This window comes from Streptomyces chromofuscus, from assembly GCF_015160875.1.
GTDB lineage: Bacteria > Actinomycetota > Actinomycetes > Streptomycetales > Streptomycetaceae > Streptomyces > Streptomyces chromofuscus.
This window is the reverse complement of sequence record NZ_CP063374.1, coordinates 4,191,350-4,212,584: the sequence shown is the minus strand read 5'-3', so window position 1 is coordinate 4,212,584 and position 21,235 is coordinate 4,191,350. Positions and strand designations below refer to the sequence as shown.

At 69.0% G+C, this 21,235-nt stretch carries 23 protein-coding genes and 2 pseudogenes; 17 read left to right on the top strand and 8 right to left on the bottom strand.

Going from position 1 to position 21,235, the window contains the following annotated elements:
* Window positions 1–165 precede the first annotated feature (165 nt).
* The 5 genes and pseudogenes from IPT68_RS19060 (at window position 166) to IPT68_RS19045 (ending at window position 8,314) form a co-directional block, all read left to right on the top strand.
* The gene (locus IPT68_RS19060) at window positions 166–2,262 is read left to right on the top strand and encodes a VWA domain-containing protein (RefSeq protein WP_189695879.1); all 2,097 of its coding nucleotides are present in this window, start codon (window positions 166–168) and stop codon (window positions 2,260–2,262) included.
* Window positions 2,263–2,409: 147 nt separating this feature from the next.
* Window positions 2,410–4,125, top strand: a complete 1,716-nt coding sequence (gene metG / locus IPT68_RS19055; RefSeq protein WP_189695880.1) for a methionine--tRNA ligase — start codon at window positions 2,410–2,412, stop codon at window positions 4,123–4,125.
* A gap of 163 nt (window positions 4,126–4,288) precedes the next feature.
* A pseudogene (locus IPT68_RS35030) lies at window positions 4,289–4,681 on the top strand (hypothetical protein); the annotation flags it as partial.
* A 94-nt stretch (window positions 4,682–4,775) separates the two neighbouring features.
* Window positions 4,776–5,141, top strand: a complete 366-nt coding sequence (locus tag IPT68_RS19050; RefSeq protein WP_189695881.1) for a PH domain-containing protein — start codon at window positions 4,776–4,778, stop codon at window positions 5,139–5,141.
* Window positions 5,142–5,203: 62 nt separating this feature from the next.
* On the top strand, window positions 5,204–8,314 hold the full coding sequence (locus tag IPT68_RS19045; protein WP_189695882.1) for an FG-GAP repeat domain-containing protein: 3,111 nt from the start codon (window positions 5,204–5,206) through the stop codon (window positions 8,312–8,314).
* 83 nt (window positions 8,315–8,397) lie between these two features.
* On the opposite strand, the gene IPT68_RS19040 is transcribed toward IPT68_RS19045, so the two are convergent.
* Both IPT68_RS19040 and IPT68_RS19035 read right to left on the bottom strand, forming a co-directional pair.
* Window positions 8,398–8,610 carry a DUF397 domain-containing protein gene (locus IPT68_RS19040; RefSeq protein WP_189695883.1) on the bottom strand — a complete coding sequence of 71 codons (213 nt, stop codon included), beginning with the start codon at window positions 8,608–8,610 and terminating at the stop codon, window positions 8,398–8,400.
* On the bottom strand, window positions 8,607–9,482 hold the full coding sequence (locus IPT68_RS19035) for a helix-turn-helix domain-containing protein (protein ID WP_189695884.1): 876 nt from the start codon (window positions 9,480–9,482) through the stop codon (window positions 8,607–8,609). Before IPT68_RS19035 ends, IPT68_RS19040 begins: the two co-directional genes overlap by 4 nt.
* Window positions 9,483–9,637: 155 nt before the next feature.
* Between IPT68_RS19035 and IPT68_RS19030 the strand changes: the two genes are divergently transcribed.
* Entirely contained in the window at window positions 9,638–10,183 is a 546-nt protein-coding gene (locus IPT68_RS19030) for an ATP-binding protein (RefSeq protein ID WP_189695885.1), read from the top strand.
* Window positions 10,184–10,214: 31 nt separating this feature from the next.
* Here the strand turns inward: IPT68_RS19030 and IPT68_RS19025 are convergent.
* Window positions 10,215–10,394 (bottom strand): annotated as a pseudogene (locus tag IPT68_RS19025) (transposase); the annotation flags it as partial.
* A gap of 134 nt (window positions 10,395–10,528) precedes the next feature.
* On the opposite strand from IPT68_RS19025, the gene IPT68_RS19020 reads away from it, so the two are divergent.
* On the top strand, window positions 10,529–11,353 hold the full coding sequence (locus tag IPT68_RS19020; RefSeq protein WP_189695886.1) for a hypothetical protein: 825 nt from the start codon (window positions 10,529–10,531) through the stop codon (window positions 11,351–11,353).
* 641 nt (window positions 11,354–11,994) lie between these two features.
* Here IPT68_RS19020 and IPT68_RS19015 read toward each other — a convergent pair.
* Entirely contained in the window at window positions 11,995–12,429 is a 435-nt protein-coding gene (locus IPT68_RS19015) for a DUF5959 family protein (RefSeq protein WP_189695887.1), read from the bottom strand.
* A gap of 545 nt (window positions 12,430–12,974) precedes the next feature.
* On the opposite strand from IPT68_RS19015, the gene IPT68_RS34155 reads away from it, so the two are divergent.
* A complete protein-coding gene (locus tag IPT68_RS34155) occupies window positions 12,975–14,108 on the top strand; it encodes a TIGR02391 family protein (protein ID WP_228039758.1) in 1,134 nt (377 codons plus the stop codon).
* Window positions 14,109–14,330: 222 nt separating this feature from the next.
* Window positions 14,331–14,609 (top strand): hypothetical protein, encoded by a 279-nt coding sequence (locus IPT68_RS19005; RefSeq protein ID WP_189696186.1) that lies wholly within the window; start codon window positions 14,331–14,333, stop codon window positions 14,607–14,609.
* Window positions 14,610–15,228: 619 nt separating this feature from the next.
* On the opposite strand, the gene IPT68_RS19000 is transcribed toward IPT68_RS19005, so the two are convergent.
* From IPT68_RS19000 to IPT68_RS18990, 3 genes are all read right to left on the bottom strand, one after another.
* Entirely contained in the window at window positions 15,229–15,342 is a 114-nt protein-coding gene (locus IPT68_RS19000; RefSeq protein WP_228039757.1) for a transposase, read from the bottom strand.
* 79 nt (window positions 15,343–15,421) lie between these two features.
* On the bottom strand, window positions 15,422–15,925 hold the full coding sequence (locus IPT68_RS18995; RefSeq protein WP_189695888.1) for a hypothetical protein: 504 nt from the start codon (window positions 15,923–15,925) through the stop codon (window positions 15,422–15,424).
* 51 nt (window positions 15,926–15,976) lie between these two features.
* Window positions 15,977–16,336: a helix-turn-helix domain-containing protein gene (locus tag IPT68_RS18990; RefSeq protein WP_228040578.1), complete on the bottom strand. Its 360-nt coding sequence runs from the start codon at window positions 16,334–16,336 to the stop codon at window positions 15,977–15,979.
* Window positions 16,337–16,718: 382 nt separating this feature from the next.
* On the opposite strand from IPT68_RS18990, the gene IPT68_RS34150 reads away from it, so the two are divergent.
* The 7 genes from IPT68_RS34150 to IPT68_RS18955 all read left to right on the top strand — a co-directional run bounded on the left by IPT68_RS34150 (window position 16,719) and on the right by IPT68_RS18955 (window position 20,038).
* Complete coding sequence (locus IPT68_RS34150; protein ID WP_228039756.1) at window positions 16,719–17,147, top strand: hypothetical protein; 429 nt, start codon at window positions 16,719–16,721, stop codon at window positions 17,145–17,147.
* Window positions 17,144–17,677 (top strand): hypothetical protein, encoded by a 534-nt coding sequence (locus IPT68_RS18980; protein ID WP_189695890.1) that lies wholly within the window; start codon window positions 17,144–17,146, stop codon window positions 17,675–17,677. Before IPT68_RS34150 ends, IPT68_RS18980 begins: the two co-directional genes overlap by 4 nt.
* Window positions 17,638–17,862: a MerR family transcriptional regulator gene (locus tag IPT68_RS18975; RefSeq protein WP_189695891.1), complete on the top strand. Its 225-nt coding sequence runs from the start codon at window positions 17,638–17,640 to the stop codon at window positions 17,860–17,862. The genes IPT68_RS18980 and IPT68_RS18975 overlap by 40 nt, the downstream gene beginning before the upstream one ends.
* Window positions 17,863–18,152: 290 nt before the next feature.
* Window positions 18,153–18,554, top strand: coding sequence for a hypothetical protein (locus tag IPT68_RS18970; protein ID WP_189695892.1), 402 nt, complete (start codon window positions 18,153–18,155; stop codon window positions 18,552–18,554).
* A gap of 104 nt (window positions 18,555–18,658) precedes the next feature.
* On the top strand, window positions 18,659–19,261 hold the full coding sequence (locus IPT68_RS18965; protein WP_189695893.1) for a phage tail tube protein: 603 nt from the start codon (window positions 18,659–18,661) through the stop codon (window positions 19,259–19,261).
* A gap of 85 nt (window positions 19,262–19,346) precedes the next feature.
* A complete protein-coding gene (locus tag IPT68_RS18960) occupies window positions 19,347–19,637 on the top strand; it encodes a hypothetical protein (protein ID WP_189695894.1) in 291 nt (96 codons plus the stop codon).
* A gap of 131 nt (window positions 19,638–19,768) precedes the next feature.
* A complete protein-coding gene (locus IPT68_RS18955) occupies window positions 19,769–20,038 on the top strand; it encodes a hypothetical protein (protein WP_373300477.1) in 270 nt (89 codons plus the stop codon).
* Between the two features lie 30 nt (window positions 20,039–20,068).
* Here IPT68_RS18955 and IPT68_RS18950 read toward each other — a convergent pair whose 3' ends face one another.
* Entirely contained in the window at window positions 20,069–20,491 is a 423-nt protein-coding gene (locus IPT68_RS18950; RefSeq protein WP_189695895.1) for a hypothetical protein, read from the bottom strand.
* 38 nt (window positions 20,492–20,529) lie between these two features.
* On the opposite strand from IPT68_RS18950, the gene IPT68_RS18945 reads away from it, so the two are divergent.
* Window positions 20,530–21,180 carry a hypothetical protein gene (locus tag IPT68_RS18945; protein WP_189695896.1) on the top strand — a complete coding sequence of 217 codons (651 nt, stop codon included), beginning with the start codon at window positions 20,530–20,532 and terminating at the stop codon, window positions 21,178–21,180.
* Window positions 21,181–21,235: the final 55 nt, after the last annotated feature.

Genomic DNA, 21,235 nt, shown 5'->3' with positions numbered 1-21,235 from the left:
ACGCCGCGTGAACCGGAGGCATCCGTCGGGGAGTTGAGGTTTACCCACATCACGGCTTGGTCCGACCCTTGACGCGGACGCCGTCGGCCCTCTCAGGACCGCTAACCTTACGTGTCCGTCCTGGCCAGGGATTGACGGGATCAACTCACGCGAAGGGTTGCGCACATGGGCATTCTCACTCTCCTGCGGAACGCATTCGGCCGCTCCCGGAAGGGCCGCACGCCCGAGGCAGAGGGTGTCCCCACGCAGCCCCGACCAGCCTCGACGACCCCGGCCCCGGCCCCGGCCGCCTCGGACCCCACCCCGCAGATGCCCGAGCCGCGCGAGGAGCGGGGGGAGCCGCGCGAGGAGCGGAGTGAGCCGCGCGAGGAGCGGGGGGAGCCGCGCGAGGAGCGGGGGGAGCCGCGCGAGGAGCGGGGGGAGCCGCGCGAGGAGCGGGGGGAGGCGCGCGGGGAGCACGAGCTGGTGGCGGAGGCCTTCGACAAGGTGACGGTGCCGCGGCCGACGACGCCCTCGGACAGCCCTTCACTTTCGGCCGCGGACGCCAAGGGGGAGGAAAGCCGCATCTCCCCCAATCCCTCGACGCCAGTGCCTTCGGCCGAGCACGAGGAAGAGCCGACGGCTGGACCCGCCTCCGGGGAGCGGGGGGCGCAGCCGCAGGCCTCGGAGACAGAGACTGAGCCTCAGGCCGAGGCCGAGGCCGAGGCTGACACGAAGCCGGAGACCGAGGCCCAGGCCGAGGCTGAGACGAAGCCGGAGACCGAGGCCGAGCCGGAGGCTGAGACGAAGCCGGAGACCGAGACCGAGGCCGAGCCGGAGGCGGAGGCTCTCGCCACGCCGGTGACCGAGGCAGACGCGGAGCCCGAGACCGAGGCGGAGCCTCAGGCCGACACGGACCCGCAGGCCGAAGCAGACGCCACACCGGAGCCCGCAGCCGAGGCGCAGCCGACGCCCGAGTCCGGGATTGGCACCGAGCCGGAGGCCGTACAGGACACCGAGCCGACGACAGAGCCCGCACCGGCAAACGAGGCAGGGGTCGCGGCAGAGCCGCAGCCCGAAACGGACACCGAGCCCACCCCGCAGCCCGCCCCGGCGGCCGACACAGAGGTCGCGGCAGAGCCGCAGCCCGCCCCCGAGGCCGAGACCAGCACCGAGCCCGAGGCCGAGACCAGCACCGAGCCCGAGGCCGCAGCAGACGCCACGCCGGTAACCGAAGCGGAGGCAGGGCCGACGCCGGAGCCCGAGGCCGAGACCACCAGCAAGCTCACCGAGCCGCAGGCCGAAACGGACACGGAGCCCACCCCGCGGCCGGAGCCGGAGACCGAGGCCTCCGCCCCGGTCGACTCGTCCGAGCCGGAGCAGCCGTCCGCCACCCCCGAGCCCGAGGCCGCACCGGACCCGGCAACGGAACCCGCCTCGGCCGCCGCCCTCACCCCCGCGCCCGAAGCCGCCCCCGCACCCGCCCCGCATACGGAACCGACCGCCGAGCCGGCGCCGGAACCCGCCACGGCAGCCGCACCGGTCGCACCCGCCACGGCCGCCGCACCCTCCGACGGCGAGGACGCCCCGCAGGGGCCACCCGCTCCCGGCGACGAAAGCCGCACGGGTGGTGCCGGTGGGAACGACACCCCCGTACCCCCCACCCTCCGCACGGCCCACACCGCAGCCGCCACCACCCTCAAGGCCCACAACCTCCCCACCCCCACCAAGATCTACCTCGTCCTCGACCGCTCCGCCTCCATGCGCCCGTACTACAAGGACGGCTCCGCCCAGGCCCTCGGCGAGCAGACCCTCGCCCTCGCCGCCCACCTCGACCCCGAGGCCACGGTCCGCGTCACCTTCTTCTCCACGGAGGTCGACGGCACCGGCGAGCTCACCCTCCCCGACCACGAGAACAAGATCGACACCCTGCACGCCTCCTTCGGCCGCATGGGCCGTACCAGCTACCACGTAGCCGTCGAGGACGTCCTCACCCACCACGACAGGACGACCACCCCCGGCACCCCCGCCCTGGTGATCTTCCAGACCGACGGCGCCCCCGACGCCAAGACCCCCGCCACCCAGGCCCTCACCGACGCCGCGAAGACCCACCCCCACGTCCACTTCGCCTTCGTCGCCTTCGGTGAGCACGACAACAAGGCCTTCGACTACCTCCGCAAACTGAAGACCGACAACACGTCGTTCTTCCACGCGGGCCCCACCCCGAAGGAACTCACCGACGCCGAGTTCTACGAGGGCGTCCTCGCACAGTGGCGCCCGTGACCACCCCGTAAGCAGCCGTAAAGACCCGCACCACCCCCCACCCCCGGCCGCCCGCCTCTCACCCCGTAAAACGGGAAGCGGGCGGCCCACCCATGTCGGCTACGATTTCAAGGTTCGAAAAACAACCGACCTGGGAGCAGCCAAGCCATGGCTCGACACCTCATCACCAGCGCCCTTCCGTACATCAACGGGATCAAGCACCTGGGCAACATGGTGGGGTCCATGCTCCCGGCCGACGTGTACTCCCGCTACCTCCGCCAGCGCGGCCACGACGTCCTGTACATCTGCGCCACCGACGAGCACGGCACCCCCGCCGAGCTCGCCGCCAAGGAGCAGGGCCTGCCGGTCGACGAGTTCTGCGCCCAGGCGCACGACGCCCAGAAGGCGGTCTACGACGGCTTCGCCCTCGCCTTCGACTACTTCGGCCGCAGCTCCTCCTCGCAGAACGTCGAGATCACCCAGCACTTCGCGCGCAAGCTCAACGAGAACGGCTTCATCGAGGAGCGCGCGATCCGCCAGGTGTACAGCCCCACCGACGGCCGCTTCCTCCCGGACCGCTACGTCGAGGGCACCTGCCCGCACTGCGGCTACGACAAGGCCCGCGGTGACCAGTGCGAGAACTGCACCCGGGTCCTGGACCCGACCGACCTGATCAACCCGCGCTCGGCGATCTCCGGCTCCACCGACCTGGAGGTCCGCGAGACCAAGCACCTCTTCCTGCTCCAGTCCAAGCTCCAGCACGAGGTCGAGGCGTGGGTCGCCCGGCACGAGGCGGACTGGCCGCAACTGGCCTCCTCCATCGCCCGCAAGTGGCTGAACGAGGGCCTGCACGACCGCGCCATCACCCGTGACCTGGACTGGGGTGTGCCCGTCCCGGCGGACACCTGGCCGGAGCTGGCGGCGGAGGGCAAGGTCTTCTACGTCTGGTTCGACGCGCCCATCGAGTACATCGGCGCGACGAAGGAGTGGGCGGACCAGGACCCGGAGAACCGCGACTGGAAGTCCTGGTGGTACGACGCGGACGACACCGTCCGCTACACCGAGTTCATGGCCAAGGACAACGTCCCCTTCCACACCGTCATGTTCCCGGCCACCGAGCTGGGCGTGCGCGAGCCGTGGAAGAAGGTCGACTACGTCAAGGCCTTCAACTGGCTGACGTACTACGGCGGGAAGTTCTCCACCTCGCAGAAGCGCGGTGTCTTCACCGACCAGGCGCTGGACATCCTCCCGGCCGACTACTGGCGCTACTTCCTGATCGCCAACGCCCCGGAGTCGGACGACTCGTCCTTCACCTGGGAGCACTTCACCGCCACGGTGAACAAGGACCTGGCCGACACCCTCGGCAACTTCGTGAACCGGGTGCTGTCCTTCAGCAAGAAGCGGTTCGGCGAGGAGGTCCCGGCCGGCGGCGAGCCCGGCGAGGCGGAGGCGCGTCTGGGCGAGGAGATCGCCCGGCTGCTCTCCGAGTACGAGGAGCAGATGGAGGCCCTCCAGTTCCGCAAGGCCGCGGCCGCGCTGCGCGCCCTGTGGTCGGCCGGCAACTCCTACCTGGAGGAGAAGGCCCCCTGGCTGGAAATCAAGACGGACAAGGACGGCGCGGCGCTGACCCTGCGCACGGCGATGAACCTGATCCACCTGTACGCGGTGGTGTCGGAGCCCTTCATCCCGGCGACCTCCGCGGCCATGCGCCAGGCCTTCTCCCTCACCGACGACACCGCCTCCTGGGTGTCGCAGGACGAGGCGAAGTCCCTCCCCTCGGTGCCCGCCGGCACCCCGTTCACCGTGCCGCCGGTCCTCTTCGCCAAGCTCACGGACGAGGACCTGGCCGCGTACAAGGAGCGCTTCGGCGGGGAGCACGCGTAGCGGACAGGCATCCGTGAGTGGGCCCGGTGACGTCGTACGGCGTCACCGGGCTCCTGCGTTGTGCGGGCGACGACGACTGGGCTCCCTCAGCGAGCAGACGGGGCAATCAGCCCGACCCGGTTATGACCGTCCATTCCGCACCTGGACTTTTACGACGGCCGGGACCGACGCCGAACACCTCGCCCCCGGCGTCGCCGCCTGGCTGGGGCGCGACCTCACCCCCGCCGCCGTACGCCAAGCCCTGACCAGCGACCTCCCGCCGCAACCCCTGGTCCGCCCGGCCGCCTTCCTGGCCCACCGTCTGACAGCCAAGCTGCCGCCGCTCCCGCCGTACCGCGCCCCGAACCGCCACCGGCCCGCGGTAGGGGTCGACCCGGCTCAGCCGGTCCGCGTCCCGTGGCCCGATCCTCTCCAGCGCGCGGGCGAGCGCCTCGCCGTGCTCGTACGAGCCGCGCAGCAGGGTGTCCCCGACCGCCCCTTGCGGCTGTGCCGTTCCAGCGCAATTCCCATGGCCGAAGCTTCGCAGGGCGTACTCAGCACCGATACGGCCGGGTAACAGCCCTTCTCGTCCCCCTCACCCACCGGATATACCTGGTCCAAGATCACGTGACCGGCCAAGGTCACGCGACGTTCGAGTGGGGGGTCCTCTCATGGCTCTTTTCGGCAACGCGCACCCGATCGACCCGGCGCAGGCGGCGCAGGACTACGCCCGGCTGCTGGGCCAGGGCGAGCAGGTGCACGCCGCCTACCTGCTGATCCGCGACACCATCCTGCTGACCGACCGCCGCCTGATCCTGGTCGACAAGCAGGGCATCACGGGCAAGAAGACGGAGTACCACTCCATCCCCTACCGCAGCATCACGCACTTCGCGGTGGAGACGGCCGGCACCTTCGACCTCGACGCAGAGCTGAAGATCTGGGTGTCGGGCGCCCAGCTGCCGATCACCAAGACCTTCACCAAGGGCGTCGACATCTACGAGGTCCAGGCGATCCTCACGCAGTACGTGGCCCGCTGATCGCCAGGTAGGATTCGGCCACTTGTGCGGGGGCGCGGGCCCTCGCTGGGGAGGGTTCTCACGTGGGCAGATTCGCCCCGAGACGGGGCGGTCTGACCGTATCCGTCTCCTCGCTCGTGGTCGCCATGGCGGCGACGTCCCTCGTCGTCCTTTCACCGAAGGACGGCGAGGCCACGGAGTCCGCCGCCGCGGACACCACCGGGATCACACTGACCGATCCCAGCACCACCCAGGCACGCACCGAACGTCCGTACGTCGTGGGCGACACCGGCTTCCTGCACCGCCATGCCGGCCGGGACGGGCTGCTGTGGACGGACTACGCGACGGGCCGGACCGTCACCGTCGGGGACGCGAACGGCGTCTACACGCCCGACACCGCCTGCGCCGACGTCGATTCGGCCTGCCGCGACGCCTGGTACGGCTCGGACAGCGATGTGATCGCGCTGCCGAAGACGGCGTCCGACGCCCAGGCCACCTTGTGGGACCCGGCGACGGGCACCACCAGGAAGGTGGAGTGGAACGCCACGGACCACGGCTACTACCGGGCCCTGGCGGGCGACACGATCCTCACCACCTACTCCCTGCTGGACGAGGTCGACGGCACGTGGCGCACCCGTCCCATCGGCGGTGAACCGACGAGCGTGCAGAGCACGGACGTACGCGCCGCGGACTCCTCCGGTGTCCTCGTGGCGTACGGCAACTACGGGCTCGCCCACATCGACGTCGAGACGGCCACGGCCACCGTGGCGTTCAGCGGCACGCAGTACCGCCCGAAGACCGTGATGAGCGAGGACCGCGTCGGCTGGTACGACACCTACAGCGGCTACCTGCACCTGAAGTCCCGCGACGACCTCGCCGCCGGGGAACAGCTGGTCCCGGTGCCCGAGCTGTCCTACGGCCTCGACGGCGAACCGGTCCTGGTCGGCGACTGGCTGCTGCTGCCGCACTACGTGAACGCGACCACCACCAGGCTTCTCGCGGTCAGCCTCATCGACCCGTCCGTGAAGCAGACCCTGCTGCCCAGCGCCGGCGAGTACACGCTCGCGAGCGGTGACGGCTCCGCGCTCGTCACCGGCGGCAGCGCGATCACCGACCGGTGGGTCCAGCGGGTGAGCCAGGCCGCGGACGGCACGCTGAAGCTGGAGAAGGTCTACCAGCCCCCGGCCCTGGAGAACACCAAGACCGGCATCGCGCTCAGCCGCGGCAGCCTGCGCGTCGCCGCGGACGACCCGGCGAGCACCACCACGGACACCACGTCCGTGCGCACCCTGACCACGAACGGCTCGACCACGCTGACGGCGTCCGCCGCCACGGCGAGCGGCTCGATGTACGAGCCCGTGTGCCCGTACCCCGGCACCACCTGCTCGGCGCTGTGGGGCAACGTCGACGGCCACCACGTCTATCTGGACACCAACGGCGGCACCGGCGAGGGCGGCACCGGCGACGACGACCGGCTGGTCGCGATCGGCGGCCACGAGCTGGACTTCGGCACGCGCGGCGGCTCGATCGTCGACGTCTCCGACGAGTACGCGGTCTACGACGCGGCCGGCACGCAGTACGTCGGCCGATTCGGCTACGGCCAGCGGCTGCAGCGGTCCGCCCGTGCCGCCGCCCTGAACGGCACCACGCTCTGGAGCGCGAGCACGCTCGGCACGATCTCGTCGTACGACCTCGTCGCGATGAAGACGCTCGCCACGGTAACCGTGCCGGGCCTGGCCTGTGTGCCGAGCGAGCTCCAGGCGGCCGGCCGCTGGGTGTACTGGGCCTGCGGCACGGCCTCGGCGGGCGTGTACGACACCAAGGCCCGGACGACGAAGGCCGTCGCCCCCGGTGACGTGCTGCTCGGCGACGGCTTCACCGTCCGCCACGACCACGGCACCGACGAGCTCGTCCTGACCGAGGCGGCCACCGGCGCCACCCGCGTCGTCGCCTCCGGCCTGCCCGACACCGGCCTCGCCGCCGACCGCCGCTACCGCTGGACGGTCGACGAGTACACGGGACTGGTCGCCTGGTTCGACGGTTACGAGCGCACGCACGTCGCCACCACCGGCATCACGCCGTCCGCCGTGACCGCCATCGAGTCGGAGACGGAGAGCTACACGCAGCCGTCGACGTCGGCGCCGTGGATCGGCCAGTGGCTGCTGTCCCGCCCGGTCACCTCCTGGTCCCTGACCTTCACCTCCGTCCAGAGCGGCGCGAACGGCAAGGCCACGCGCACGATCACCGGCGGAGCGACCCCGGCCCGCGTGGCGGTGCGGTGGAACGGCCTGGCGTCCGACGGAACCCGCTTCCCCAACGGCCACCTGACCTGGGCCCTCAAGGCGACCGGCGTCGGCAGCGCCTCCGTGAACACGGTGGCCACGGGCGGCGTCTTCCTCCAGCGGGGCATGCCGGTCCGCCGCGACTTCGTCAGCCCCGACGGCCCCGACGGCCGCGGCGACCTGCTCACCCTCGGCTCCACGGGCGCGCTGACGTTCCACTCCGGCACGGGCACGGGCAAGCTGGGCGAGCGGACGGCCGGCACCGGCTGGCCCACCTCCATCACCGCCGTCCCCTTCGGCGACCTCAGCGGCGACCGCTGCAACGACGTCCTCGTCCGCCTGTCCAGCGGCGCCCTGCGCCTCTACAAGCCCGGCTGCAACGCCGCGCTCAGGCCGTCGACGCCGTACACCACACTCGCGACCAGCGGCTGGACGACGTTCGATGTCCTCACCTCGCCCGGTGACGTGACCGGCGACGGCCGCCCCGACCTCCTCGCCCGCAAGGCGTCCACGGGCGCGGTGTACCTCTACAAGGGCCTCAGCACGGGCAAGCTCTCCACCGCGGTGAAGCTCTGGGCGGACTGGCGCACCTACAATAGGGTCGTCGGCGTCGGCGACATCACCGGCGACGGCCGCCCCGACCTGATCGCCCAGGACAAGGCCAACGCCCTCTACCGCTACGACGGCAAGGGCAACGGCACGTTCGCGGCCCGCGTGAAACTGGCGTCCAACTGGGGCAGCGGCTACAACGCGGTCGTGGGCGTCGGCGACCTCACCGACGACGGCAGGGCCGACCTCGTCGCCCGCGACACCAGCGGCTACCTGTGGCGCCTGTCGGGCACGGGCAAGGGCACGTTCGCGTCACCCGTGAAGATCGGGACCGGCTGGGGCGCCTACAAGTCCCTGTCCTGACCGATGAACACGTCGAGCAGCTGATGCACGGGCAGTGCCCCGCACCCGGTCACGACCAGGTGCGGGGCACGACAATTGAGGGGTCAGTTTCCGGACGCGTACGCCACGAAGTCGGCCCACGCCTTTGGCGCGAGCGCGAGGCGAGGGCTGACGTCCGGGTACTTGGAGTCGCGGACGTGGATGGTGCCGGGAGCGTGGGCGACCTCAACGCAGGAGTTGCCGTCGTTGCCGCCGCTGTAACTGCTCTTGAACCACGCCAACTCGGAGGTTTCCCCAACAGTGGCCTTGCGGATCATGTTTCTCCCAGCAGTTGCTCGATGAGGGTCAGCGACTCCCGAGGCGAGAGCGCCTGAGCCCGGATGGTGCCATACCGCAGTTCGAGGATGCGCAAGTGCTTGGGGTCGTGGACCGGCCGACCGTTGAACGCACCGTCTGAGCGGCCCACCGCCGTACCGTCCGCGAACTTCAGCAGCTCGATACGCCCGTCCAGCCCGGAGTGGGTGTCACAGTTCATCGGCATCACTTGCAGTACGACGTTGTGCAACCGCCCCACCTGATGCAGCCGTTCGAGCTGCTGACGCCACACCATTCTGCCCCCGATGGGGCGCCGCAGCACGCCCTCTTCCAGGACGAAACTGAGCGCAGGTGCCGGATCGCGTTCGAATACCGACTGCCGTGCCACACGAGCCGTGACCATGCGTTCCACGTCATCCGGCGAGTACGGCGGCTGCGTCGCCCCGATGACGGATCGAGCATGCTCCTGCGTCTGCAACAGCCCAGCGATGATGTTGCACTCGTACAGCGCGATCTCAACCGCCGTGGCCTCCATCTTCGCCAAGGCCCGCACCTTCTTCGGATACCGAACCTTCGCCACATCCTCCTTCATCGCCGAGAGCAACCCACCCGCCCCCAACACCTCGTCCGCCCTGTCCAGAAACTCCGGCCGGGGAATCCGCTTGCCGCTCTCGATCTTGTAGACGAGGTCCTCGCCGTACCCCACGGACTTCCCGAAGTCGCCGGCGCGCATCCCCACGGCCTCGCGCCGCAGCTTCACCTGCCGCCCCACGGTGGCGACAACGGCCACGCCCCACTCGTCGTCCGGGTCCACCTCCCACCCCGGCTCGTCAGCCTCGGTCCTCAGCTGCCGAACCTCGCCGTCCACCGACATGCGCGCCCCTCCGTCGTACGTCTCGTCCCAGCCGCGCCCTACCCGTACGCCCCGCCCCGACAAGCCCGGACACCACCGGACAAGCGCTGGACAGTCACCGTACGCAATCGCGACGTCACTGCCCACGGTAGGCACTTCCGGCCACGCTGAGTGACGTGAATCGGAAACTCCCCCAACCCAGCCGGCCCGTCCGCAACCTCAGCGTCCTGCTGTCCCCCACACCCCGAGGCGCACGCCTCGCCCGCCTGCTCGCCACGGAACAACTGCGGACCTGGGGCCTGCCCTTGGACCCGGCGCAACTCATCGTGGCCGAACTGGCCAACAACGCGGCGACCCACGGCCGCGTCCCCGGCCGGAACTTCCAGCTCCTGCTCTACGTGGTCGGCCGGACCCTCCGCATCGAGGTCACGGACACGCGCGGTGACCGGCTTCCGCAGCGCCACCTCGCCGACCCGTGCGACGAGTCCGGCCGTGGTCTCACCCTCGTGGCCGCCCTGGCCGACCGCTGGGGCGTGATCCAGGGACTGCCGCCCCGCAAGACGGTCTGGGCCGAACTCACCCTCACCGCGCCGCAATCACCGGCACCCGACGGCCCACGCCCCGGCCCACCCTGCGCTCCCCATGCACTACCCACTGGGGACAAAGAACCCCACCAAGCCCCACCCCTCCCTCCCGCAGGGCAGGCTCACTCCCGCGAGTGAATATGCCCAAGTGGGCTGGATTTCGGCCCGGTTGCCCCGGGTCGTGGACGGCCCGCGGTTTATGCCAGGGGGCGAGCGCTGCGGAGATGGCCCGGTCAAGGCCGATCTTGCGGGCGGTTTCGACCAGCAGGACCGAACCGGCCTGCGAGACCACGGCTCGGCCGTCGTCCCGGACACGGACATGGGGGTAAGACCCGGTAGGCTGCTTCACCTGAAAAGTGCCTCCGACAGGGGCGGGAACAAGGACCTCAGCAATCCTCATTCTCGCTGTTCAGAGGCACTTTTCGCTTACCTGACCGCCTGTCGGACAGCCGCTTCATGAAAGCGCGAAGCTAATGTGCCCGCGTGACCTCAACAGAGACGTCCTCGCTGGTACTGCACGGCAGACGCCGTGTCTCCATCCGGCTGCGGGACGGGGTGGTGCTGCTGGAGGCGGACGGCGTGCGGCGCCGGATACCGGTGGCGGCGATAGAACGGGTCGACGTTCACGGCCCCAAGGGCCGGCGGCTGACCGTCGTACTGACGGGCGACGAGCCTGTGGCGTACCTCCTCAGGTGCCGCAGTGCCCCCGCCGTGCAGGAGTTCGCGCACGCCGTCCGCCGTGCACTGCCCGTACGGGACGCCGACGAGCCGCGGCCGGACGGGGCGGGGCTGGTGACCGAGGAGCCGCTGGAGCGGGCGGCACCGAAGGTCCGTTTGCTCTGGTGGGGCCTCGGGGGCGGGTATGTGCTGGTACTCGTCCTGCTGATGCTGAAGGGCGCCGGAGTGGTCCCGGGGGTCCTCTGGGCGGTGGCCCCCGGCCCGATCGCTGCCGGGGGGCTGGGCGTGTACGCCGGATGGCAAGTGTTCCGGGAGGCCTGGGTGCTGCGTATCCGGGGGATCACCGTGGAGGGACAGCTGCAGCGGTCCCACTGGTACAACGGCGTCGAGCAGTACACCTACGCGTACGTCGACAGCCAAGGCGTACGGCGTAAGCGCACGGGCTCGGACGGGGGTGCCGAGCGGGCCGAGATCACGTACGACCCCGCGGACCCCGAGACCACCAAGGCCGGTCGCCGTACGACGGGACAACTCGTGTTCGGCGCGGTGCTCATCCTGCTGCTGGGCAGCCCTGTCTTGCTGGCCGGTGTCGCGTTCGTGGTGGTGGGGGTGGTGGCGCTGGTCATCTGATCGTGTGCCGGGAGCCCCGAGAGAATGCCCTCCGGGCTCTCTCTGTTGTGGGGCAGCAGCCAGATCATCTGAATCAGCGACCTGCGAAGTACGGGGCTAGAAGGGGGTCGCCAAGGAGTACCCGTGCTCGCCCACAGGGATGGGCTTGGACTCGGCGGCCCGCTGCTCGGCCACCGTGGGGTGGACGGCGATCGCTTCGGCCGCCTGCCCAGGTCGGCCGCAGAACAGAGCCCTACCGGAGCCCTACGCGCTGCCGGATGTGCCCCGTACGGGCGGTTCGCCGTACGGGGCCACCTGTTATCCGGCGACGAGCACACTCTCGGTGACAGCGTCCTGGAAGGCGTCACCGCCTTCGTATACAGCGCGGTAGCGGGCTTCTCCGCTCCCCTCGAGGTCCGCGAAGAAGTAGTACCCAGAAGTGGATGTCAAAGGCCCCGGACCATGAGCGGTCCGGGGCCTTTGCCTGGAGCCCCGGCAACCTGCGACACCCGCTTTAGGAGAGAGGCGGGGGAGTGGGGGCGCTGACCTGGCGCTTCGATACTCGGTCAGGCCACCGAGAACTCGACCGCGAGACACCCCCATTGACCGTGGCTGACTCTTATATCTGGCATGCCTGTGGCACGGGCTGCCCCTGAACCTCCTCAGTTCGCCGGGATCAGGTGCGCCCAGACGGTGCCGAGCCTCTTGAGCAGGGCACGCTGCTCGTCGATCCAGCCGCGGTCCACTTCGAGGGAGAGGGCCAGCCTGGTGGTCTGCTGGTCTGCGATGGTGACCGTGATCCCATCATGGTCGTCCTCCCGCCAGTTCAGGCGGATGCCGATCTCGGCGACTCGCGCAGCCTCACGCCAGACGGCGTCGTGTCCCGCGGCGACCTCGTCCAATACGTGTGCCCAGCCAGCCAGGTCTCTTGGATCCACATAGGTGTCGAGGACACCGGCCACGAAATCGTTGTGGACCAGGAGCTGCCCCGTCACGTCCGGGATGCCCGGGGCATAGGAGTCGTTCAACTCGACCACAACACTGCCGCGGTACTTACCAGTGATCCGCATCAGTGCGAAACGCTCGGTTTCCTTCATGTCCCACCCCTGGGTGTTCGGTCCAGCGCTGATGCCACGCACCCTAAGTGGCACCACTGACGATGCCTGCTGCGCTCACCGTCTCAATGGGTGACTCACGACCTGTCTTCTTGCCCTGGGTCTTGCCGGGGATCTTGGTGACCTGTGTTTTCCCTGTTCAGGGACGGTGGGCTTGTGTGCCTGGTGGTCGTCGTTGGTCATCTTCGGCCGCTGTTGAGCGGCCTCGGACGGCCCAGAGACGGCCCAGCGTTGCCGCGCTTGCCTGAGGGGCGGCACCCTCGATGCACCCCCGGTCTGGCTCTGTGCCAGGCGGTGGGAGACCACAAGCCGTGCACAGAGCAGGGGGGTCTGCTGTACGCGAGGGAATGCACGGGTGCGCCGACGCCGCCACCCCGTAGCAGCACGGCCCGCAGTGCACGATGCTCGTGATCAGCTGCGCCAAAACCCCAACCGACGAGGCAAGGCACGGTAGTAGCCTGCGGGAATCGCTCAAACTAGGACGCTGGGGGCAGCACATGATCGTTCGGACTATCGCGCCAGAGGGTATGCCGCGCCCGACGGGAGATGAGGGCCACGCCCTCCTCGACGCGATCTGGGCGTACTTCAGCGAGCACCGTCGCTGGCCGGTTTTCGACGACATCGACCGCACGTTGTACGCGCAAGGCCTGCAGTTCGAGGAGGTCGTACAGCAGCTGTGTCCTGCACTGCTGCTCGGAGTAGCCTCCGACCTCTCGCAGTTGCCGCAGGGCTCACAGGATCTGGCCCTGACCATCGCTGGCGCTGCGAACTGCACCGGCACCGGACTGGCCATCGACCAATTTATCAAGATGGTGCAGACAGCGGCCGACATGGAGCTTGCCTGGCTTCCCGCGGACCGCGGTGATCTGCCATGGATGCAGCCCGGAGACATTGGGTGCCGCCTCCCGACGAGCCTGACGGCCGAGATACTGCTCGCGGAGGCCGCGTTTACCGCCGCCGCGATCGGGATGCGTGAAACCTGCTTCCGTGGTGGAAGCATCAACCGGGAGCAGTTGGATTGGTCGCTCAACTTCGACCGGGGCATCCGGCCGTTCGCTGACGTACAGCGGCTGGAGGACTACTGGCGCATTCGCGAGCAGGTGTTGGGGCCCGAGCGGACCGAGGCCGACAATCGGCCCTTCTCGATTCAGCCCGCTTCGCACAACCTGGCGGCTTGGTCGCCAGGAACGCCAGCCATCCCGGGCCCTGCCGAGGAGTCACCGAAGCCGCTGACGGTCGAGTGCGTCCTGCACCCCCTGATTGCGGAGGTCGCTGCCGAGCGGTACGCCCGAGGCTCCTACAACGACGCGGTGATGAGTGCATACAGGGCAGTGGAGTACCGCATACAGACGCTGCTCGGCAGCCATGTGGTCGGCATGCCGCTGATGAGCGATGCGCTGGCGGGCAATCCACCGAGGATCAAGGTGACCCGGTCTACAAACCCAGGCTCGCTGGACAGCGAGCGGAAGGGCATGCACTTCTTGTTCATGGGCGCTGTGGGCGCACTGCGCAACCCTCGGGCTCATGGTCCGGACGAGGCGGACGACCGCGACGAGGCCGACGAGATGTTGGCGTTCGCCAGCTTCCTCATGCGGCGCCTCGACATCGAGGAGGCGGAACGCCAGAAGGCCGCCGAGGTGGAGGCCGAGTCGGCGCAGTGATCAGGCACCAACTCGTTAGAAGCGCGACCACCGATTTAGGAGTTCGACCGCTCCTCGGCACTGTCGGGGAGCCACCCGGCTACGCCGGCCGTGCAGGACCGCCCAGGAGCGCTGGTGTCCGGGGTCGTTGATGTCACCTGTGGATGTCAGAACGGTGCAACCGCACGCGCTCGCCGGCACGATGATCCTGTGGTTGACCTGGAGCGCATCAGAGCAGAGAGCATGGCGTACTTCCGATCTCTTGATGAGGGGGCCACCCTGCGGCATCACTTTCGCCACGCCGACGAGGAGGGCGGCTTGTGGTACTTCGGGGCCGTACCCGACCGTGGTGAGTTGATCGTCATCAAGCAGGCCGAGCTGACTCCGGCCGGCCGACTCCACCGGTACAGCTGGGAGCACTTGGAGGACCACGGGTTCCTGACGGACCAGGCGCTCCACCCTGAAGAGGACCCGCTGGAAGCCATCCCGGCCGAAGAGTTCCAGCGGGTGTGGACTCAGTGACAGCGTTGGACAACCACTTGAGGAGAGAGGCTGAGCCATAGAGCGGCTGACCTGCGGGTTGTGGGTCTGCTCAACTCACTGGACATTCGTCGGCTGAACACCGTTGTTGACCGTCGTTGACCCCTGCATTTGGCACGATCGCTGCTTCGGCATGGAGCTCAGGTCTCCAGTCACGTGTCGGCCCGTTCGCACGCACATGCTGCACCAGCCTCAGCCGTGCTGGGTAGACGCTGAGTTGCAGCGCGACCAAGCCCCGTGGAAGCTCGATGTCGACCATGAGCGAGGGACAGAAGCGGGACTCTCAGCTTGGGAAGCTGCGATCATTTGCGGGCCGTTCAAGCGCTGACCTGGGCGAATGGTCTGGACGCTGACCTGTCGGCCTCGGCGGCATTCACCGTGGCTCCCCGCTGTTCCCCGCTCGATCTGATGCGCTTGTGGTGCTGTCGTGCTCACCCGCGTTACAAATACGGAGACGACGCCTCCGTGATGGCTGCAGGCTCCTTGACGGCCGATGGAGTTTGACGGCCAACCGTCTGCGTACTCGTAGCCCTGATACGTCCAGTGCACCGGCGTGTACGTAGCGGACGGTGTTCCAGAGCTTACGGGCGGATCCTCGTCATCATCGTTCCTCCGTGACCAACTCCTCCCGGCGCCAGCGGCGGAAAAAGGCGTAGACCCGGGCCCAGTGCGGGAAGTCCGCCGGTATCGCCCGCCACGAGATACCGCCCGCCACCAGGTAGCGGATCGAGCGCTGAAGAGCCGCCCCTCAGGGCACAGCCCCGCCAAGGCCAGCCTCGACCCGCGAACCCCGCTCACTCATCCGCATCCACCGCCTCCACCCCCTCCCCACGGCGCCTGCCCCACAGCCCCTCACGCCCCCGCACCGGCTCCCCTAACCTCGGGCGATGCGGCAGGAGTTCGCGTACGGTCGCGTCGCCCGCGCCCACGATCGGGAGCAGGTGGGCGTACGGATCCGCCGCGGCCGGGACGGGAGGCTGCGGGAAGCGCAGGAGGCTGGCCATCGCGGACAAAGGGTCCGGGTCGGCGGGATGGCCGGCCGCAGCCGCGTGCTCCTCGCTCGTCTGGACGGCACGCGCATGTTCCTCCCAACCGGTGCGGTACCACCGGAGGTTGGTCTGCTGCATCTCGTCTTCGGTGAGGATGCGGACGCCGTCGGGACCCGCCCGCCGCACCTTCTCTCCCAGCTCGATCAGCAGCCCGCCCAGCAGGTGCGCAATGCGCTCTTCGTCCGAGCCCTCGCCTGTCTCGCCGGTTCTCTCCGCGTCACGGTTCCGGTCGCCCCCCTCGCCATCCATGTGCGCACTCCTTCACACCCCCGCGTACCGGCTCTCCCCTAAGAGCCGTCCCTAAGAGCCGTCCGGCAGAAACTGCCGCGCCACCTTCACGAACAGCCCGCACAGTTCGGCCGGCACACCCATTCTCCGGGCAGCCTCCTCAGGGCTGAGCCGATCTGGTGGTACCCCTTCGCTCGCACTCCGACTCACCTCCAGCGGAAGATCCTCTTCGGACAGCCGCCCGGAGCGGATCAGCATGTTCCGCAGCGGTATGTCGAGTACGGCGGCCAGCCTCCGCATTGTCTCCAGGTCCGGCATGCTCTGCCGCTGCAACAGCCGGGTCACCGCGGCCCGGTGCACCCCGGCGTCATCGGCCAGTTTCGACTTGCCGCCGCCGCGCGGCCCGTCGATGACGTACCCGCGCTCTCGCATCAGGCCCTCCACCCAGGCGGCGAACTCGTCGAGCCCGTCCGCGCGTGTTCCCCCAGGGCGAGGCCGCACGGGGCCTTCCTCGGGGTGGCGCTGGTCATTGCGGGCACTTGCCCACGAGCTGGAACTCATGTCCTGCTCTCCCCTCGTCGCGGGGGAAAGCGTACCGATCGCGCACGCACCATAGATGTGCGCGCTCGCGCGTATCGGTGAGGGAGCCGGCCAAAGGTGCGCTATACGCGCGTAGTTGGCCAAGCGATGCAGGCACGGCCGCACACCTCACTCCCTCGATGTAGTCACTTGCGCACGCGCGCGCATCATGCGAATCTGATCGCGCGTTCGCAACATTCGAACTCATGTTCCCATGCTTGGGGAGGGGTTGCACGTGCTCGAGCGAAAGAGAACATCCCAGGAAACGTCGAAGAAACGGCCCAATGGGCCATCCGTTCCTGCCTCCATCAGGCAGTTCAGCGATCACCTCACACAACTCCCGCCCTCCGACGAACGGCTCGACTGGCGGCGCGGCGCCGCCTGCAGGCGCCTGCCCCAGCACGTCGTCTTCACCCGGATCCCCTCCGTGGCGGCCCCGGCATTGCGCGCCTGCAACCAGTGCCCGATCGTGGCGGAGTGCGAGACCGTCGTGGATCCGGTGCGGTCATGGTTCGACGGGGTGTGCGCGGGGCGCCTGTGGCGCAACGGGCGGGTGGTCGCAGACTGCCACACGGCCGCGGGCGACGACTTCGCCCCAGAGGGGGGCGACCTCCACGGCGGCCGGGCCGACCGGGTGTACGCACGAGAGGCGAAGGCCGCATGACGACTCCGGGCTACATGCCGGGCGGCGCCGCCCGCTGGATCGACTCCCTCATCCACCGCTTCCCCGAACTGATCGAGGAACTCACGCCGAGTCACGGCAGCCGGCCGGCGAGCCCGGTCCGCGGGCCACGCGCCTCCACCCCGGGTGCTCCGCCCGTCCGCCTCTTCGTCTCCGACACCCTCCGCGACATCACGGACGGCGTGGTGGAGTTGGAGGAAGCCGTACGCGAACGAGTCGGCCTGCGACCGGTCCGCCCCGTCCCCGTGCCCGAACGGTTACGCCGCATAGCCGGGCTGCTCGACAGGATCGCAGCCGACGCCGACCTTGCTGTGCACGTCGAGGCCGAGACGCGTCGGATGGCACTCCGCTGCGCCCGCGCCCTGGGCGACCCCGAACAGGTCGTGCGGATCGCGGGCCGCTGCCCTGCCTGCGACTCCGTCTCGCTGCGCGCGTTCCCGGAGCGCGCCGAGGTGCGATGCGTCAATCCCGTATGCCGCCACGTCCTCGAACCGGAGGGTGCCGCTTCGTGAACCCCGCTTTGATCACCGCCGAGTTGGCTGCCACCGAGGCCGGCGTCACGGCCGCGACGATTCGCAAGTGGGTGCAGCGGGGGCACTTGCGGACCGCGGGACGGCAGGGGCGACGGCAGTTCTACCGGCTCGAGGACGTCTTCGCGGCCGAGCGCACCACCTACTACAGCCGCCGCCACGACTGACCGGTCCGCGCCATGCAGCCGTACGGCCGCTTCACCACCTACGTACACCCAAGGGCCCCGTCGCACACACCGCGACGGGGCCCTTCGTGCACCCTCCACGTGCAACAACCTGTCCTGACATACCGTCAGTTGCGGCCGTAGGGGTCACCCGTCACACTGAATGCAGCGGCAGAGCTGCGCCCACACACCGGGCGGCGGACCTGCCGCTTTGTGCTGCCCGGGGTCCTCTCGTCGCGACCGGGCTCCGTCTCTCGTTCTCCGTCCTCCGCCCCTCCGAAGGGAGCGTCCATGTGGCCATCCTGACCTTTCCCGACGCTGAACGGCTCGTCGTCGACTTCCTCAAGAACCGGACCGAACTGGCCGGGACCACGGTCGACAACCGGCCGCCCGCCGGGTTCGACGGCACCCAGAACGTCGTGCTCGTCTCCCGCGTCGGCGGTGCGTGGATCGACGACGCGCATCTCGACCAGCCGCTGATCGACCTGGAGTCGTACGGCCCGGACAAGACCGCGGCCCACGCGGTGGCACTCGCCGCACGCGCCTGTGTCCAGGAGCTGGCGGGCACGACCTACGGCGGGGCCGTCGTCTCCGACGTCGAGGAGGCCGACGGGCCGCGCTGGCTGCCGGACTACAACCATCCGGCGGGCTACCGCTACCTCGCCACGGTGCGGCTGTGGCTGCACATTCCGTGACACGACTGACGAGGCTTCTACCGGCGTCTCCGTCTCGCCATCGCCATCTCCGTCTCCATCTCGTTCTCGCTCTCACCGAACCACCGAACTGAGGAGTAATCCCCATGGCAGGAAACAAGGGTTCCGAGATCCGCGTCGCCGGATCCGGCCGCGTCCTGGTCGCCAAGACCGTCGCCAACAGCGGCCCGGCCTCTCCGGCCGACACCTCCGCGGCCTGGCCGGCGGGATGGACGGAGCTGGGCTTCACCACCACGGACGGCATCAAGGTCGCCAAGAAGGACAAGATCGACCCAGTCGACACCTGGCAGTCGGTCAGCCCGGCCCGGTTCATCTACTCGGACCGCGACCTGACCGTGAAGTTCCAGCTGCTCCAGATGAACAAGGACACGCTGCCGTTCTTCATGGGCGGCGGCACCACCCCGGCCGCCCCCACCCCGGCGGAGGCCGGCACCTTCCAGTACAACCTGCTGACCAACCCGGCACCCGACGAGCGTCAGCTCGCCTTCGACTTCACCGACGGCGTCGGCACGGGCGCGGTGGCGTACCGCCTGATCATCCCGCGCGGACAGGTGACGGACACCGAGGAGCTCTCCTTCACCCGCACGGGCGCTGTGCGCCTCGGGGTCACCTTCACCGCGATCGGTCTGGACGACCCGACCAAGACCACGCTGGCCACCTGGCTGATGAAGGACACGGCGTACGCGTAAGCCCTCGCCCCTCCCAGGGGTGCCCGGCGCGCAGGCGATGCGCGCCGGGCACCCGCCCGCCCCACACATTCAACAGGAGCCCCACATGGCAGGATTCAACGTCAACGCCGCCCGCGCCCAGCGCCTCGAAGCGCTCGGCCGCGCCTGGACCTTCGAGCTGGACGACGACTCGTTCGAACTGCCCACCGAGCTGAGCCGCGCCACCGCGCGCAAGCTGCGCGACCTCGACGACAACGACGTCGACGGACTCCTCCGACTCCTCCTCGGCGAGCAGCAGTTCGCCCTCTTCGAGCGGCACGAGGTCACCATGCAGGACATCGCCGCGATCCTGGAGGCCTACGGCAAGGAGACGGGGCTGGGCCTGGGGGAAGACTGAGCCTCGACGCGCTCGTCGAAGAGCACGCCGAGGCCATCGAGGCCGACCTGCTCCGCCACTACGGCATCGACCTGCTGGACTGGCACCGCGGCCGGCTCTCCTCGCGCCGGCTCGCGGTGCTCGTCCAGCACATGCCGCGGGACAGCGCACTCGTCCGTGAACTCAGCGGCGAGGCCGCCGACTGGGGAGTGACGGACTATCTCCTGGCGCATGTCGTCGACCAACTCCAGGACGCCAACTGGATGTTCGCGACGGTCAACGCCGATGAGGACAGCGACCCCCTCGACCACCCGGAGCCCGTCCATCGCCCCGGACAGCCCCACGAGCCGGACCAGACCGCCGGGAACACGCCGGAACACTCGCTGCCGTCTCCTGAGGAGCTCCAGCGGTTCTTCGCATGAGGAGGCACGGCTCCACCATCGCATGCCGGGTCACAGCAGGTTGACGCCCCCGAGCGCGGCCGAAGCCGAGCCGATCACCACTGCGGTGAGGGCGACCGGCCAGAGCCGGGCTCGCGGATAGCGGCCCGCGGGATAGAAGAACAGCTGATAGCCGGGGTCGAAGTCGATGAGAACCCGGTCCCCGGCCGAAAAATTCGGATCGGTGAATGTGCGGGGGGTCCCGGAGTACTCCTTGGCGGTGACGCTCGATTGCGCACCGTCTGTCACCGCGCCCACAGGCGTGAATCGGTACGAAACACCCGTCGGCAGCTGGACGGAATCCAGAATCTCGACCTCTTGCGTGACTTTCCGCTGGTGTTCCCGCAAGCCGTGCGCACCGAGATTCACCCCCCAAACCACGGCGCCCAGACCCGCACAGAGTTCGAAGACCGCTGCAATGACCCCTAGGTTCACAGGGCGACGATATCAAGATCGCAACGGAAGGGCACCTCATGGCCGATAAATCCCCCGCCGAACTCGAAAAAGAGATCGACCGACTGCGGGCGGAATTGCACACGAAAGCCAACTCCTCCAGCCTGGCCGGACTTACCCGGAAAAATGACATTGAATCCGCCGCACTCAAGTCGGATAAAGAGGTCCTGGCGACACAGAGCTGGGTGCAGAACGAAACGAAGCCCAAGCTGTGGGAAGCGATCAAGAACCCCGAAATCCTGGGCTTCGTCGCTGCTTTCACCATCGCCAAGCTGGAGCTCACCCCGCTCATCAGTCTGGAGCCAGCGATCGAGAAGTTCTTCGAGCGCAAGGGAATCGAGCGGAACAAGTGGGGGATCCTGCGCCGGCTCAAGGCAGATGAGCTGGAGCGGCGGCGGCAGGAGGCAGCGGCCGCGGAAACCCGGCTGACGCGCCTGGAACAGGGAACCGCCAGACTTCAGGACAACACCACCAGCGCGCACAACAAGATCGCCAACTCCAACCGGCGCATCCAGACGCTCGAGGGCAAGGTCGCCGGTCTCGTACGGACGGACCGCAAGACCCGGCGCAATGTGCGCGAGAGTCTCAGCTCACGAGATCTGGCGACCGCCCGCGACCGGGTCAGCGCTCTGGAGACCCGCGTTAACGCGCTGACCGTGGCTCTGGGCTGACGCGCTTTCCCCCACTCGGGAAGGAATCACATGAACCTGAAACAGTCTCTGCTGA

Excerpts from the sequence above, each read along its gene's own strand:
- IPT68_RS19060 (WP_189695879.1), top strand. The coding sequence starts at position 166 with ATGGGCATTCTCACTCTCCTGCGGAACGCATTCGGCCGCTCCCGGAAG.
- metG (WP_189695880.1), top strand. The coding sequence starts at position 2,410 with ATGGCTCGACACCTCATCACCAGCGCCCTTCCGTACATCAACGGGATC.
- IPT68_RS19050 (WP_189695881.1), top strand. The coding sequence starts at position 4,776 with ATGGCTCTTTTCGGCAACGCGCACCCGATCGACCCGGCGCAGGCGGCG.
- IPT68_RS19040 (WP_189695883.1), bottom strand. The coding sequence starts at position 8,610 with ATGATCCGCAAGGCCACTGTTGGGGAAACCTCCGAGTTGGCGTGGTTC.
- IPT68_RS19035 (WP_189695884.1), bottom strand. The coding sequence starts at position 9,482 with ATGTCGGTGGACGGCGAGGTTCGGCAGCTGAGGACCGAGGCTGACGAG.
- IPT68_RS19015 (WP_189695887.1), bottom strand. The coding sequence starts at position 12,429 with ATGAAGGAAACCGAGCGTTTCGCACTGATGCGGATCACTGGTAAGTAC.
- IPT68_RS34155 (WP_228039758.1), top strand. The coding sequence starts at position 12,975 with ATGCCGCGCCCGACGGGAGATGAGGGCCACGCCCTCCTCGACGCGATC.
- IPT68_RS19005 (WP_189696186.1), top strand. The coding sequence starts at position 14,331 with ATGGCGTACTTCCGATCTCTTGATGAGGGGGCCACCCTGCGGCATCAC.
- IPT68_RS18995 (WP_189695888.1), bottom strand. The coding sequence starts at position 15,925 with ATGGATGGCGAGGGGGGCGACCGGAACCGTGACGCGGAGAGAACCGGC.
- IPT68_RS18990 (WP_228040578.1), bottom strand. The coding sequence starts at position 16,336 with ATGCGAGAGCGCGGGTACGTCATCGACGGGCCGCGCGGCGGCGGCAAG.
- IPT68_RS18980 (WP_189695890.1), top strand. The coding sequence starts at position 17,144 with ATGACGACTCCGGGCTACATGCCGGGCGGCGCCGCCCGCTGGATCGAC.
- IPT68_RS18975 (WP_189695891.1), top strand. The coding sequence starts at position 17,638 with ATGCCGCCACGTCCTCGAACCGGAGGGTGCCGCTTCGTGAACCCCGCT.
- IPT68_RS18965 (WP_189695893.1), top strand. The coding sequence starts at position 18,659 with ATGGCAGGAAACAAGGGTTCCGAGATCCGCGTCGCCGGATCCGGCCGC.
- IPT68_RS18960 (WP_189695894.1), top strand. The coding sequence starts at position 19,347 with ATGGCAGGATTCAACGTCAACGCCGCCCGCGCCCAGCGCCTCGAAGCG.
- IPT68_RS18955 (WP_373300477.1), top strand. The coding sequence starts at position 19,769 with ATGCCGCGGGACAGCGCACTCGTCCGTGAACTCAGCGGCGAGGCCGCC.
- IPT68_RS18945 (WP_189695896.1), top strand. The coding sequence starts at position 20,530 with ATGGCCGATAAATCCCCCGCCGAACTCGAAAAAGAGATCGACCGACTG.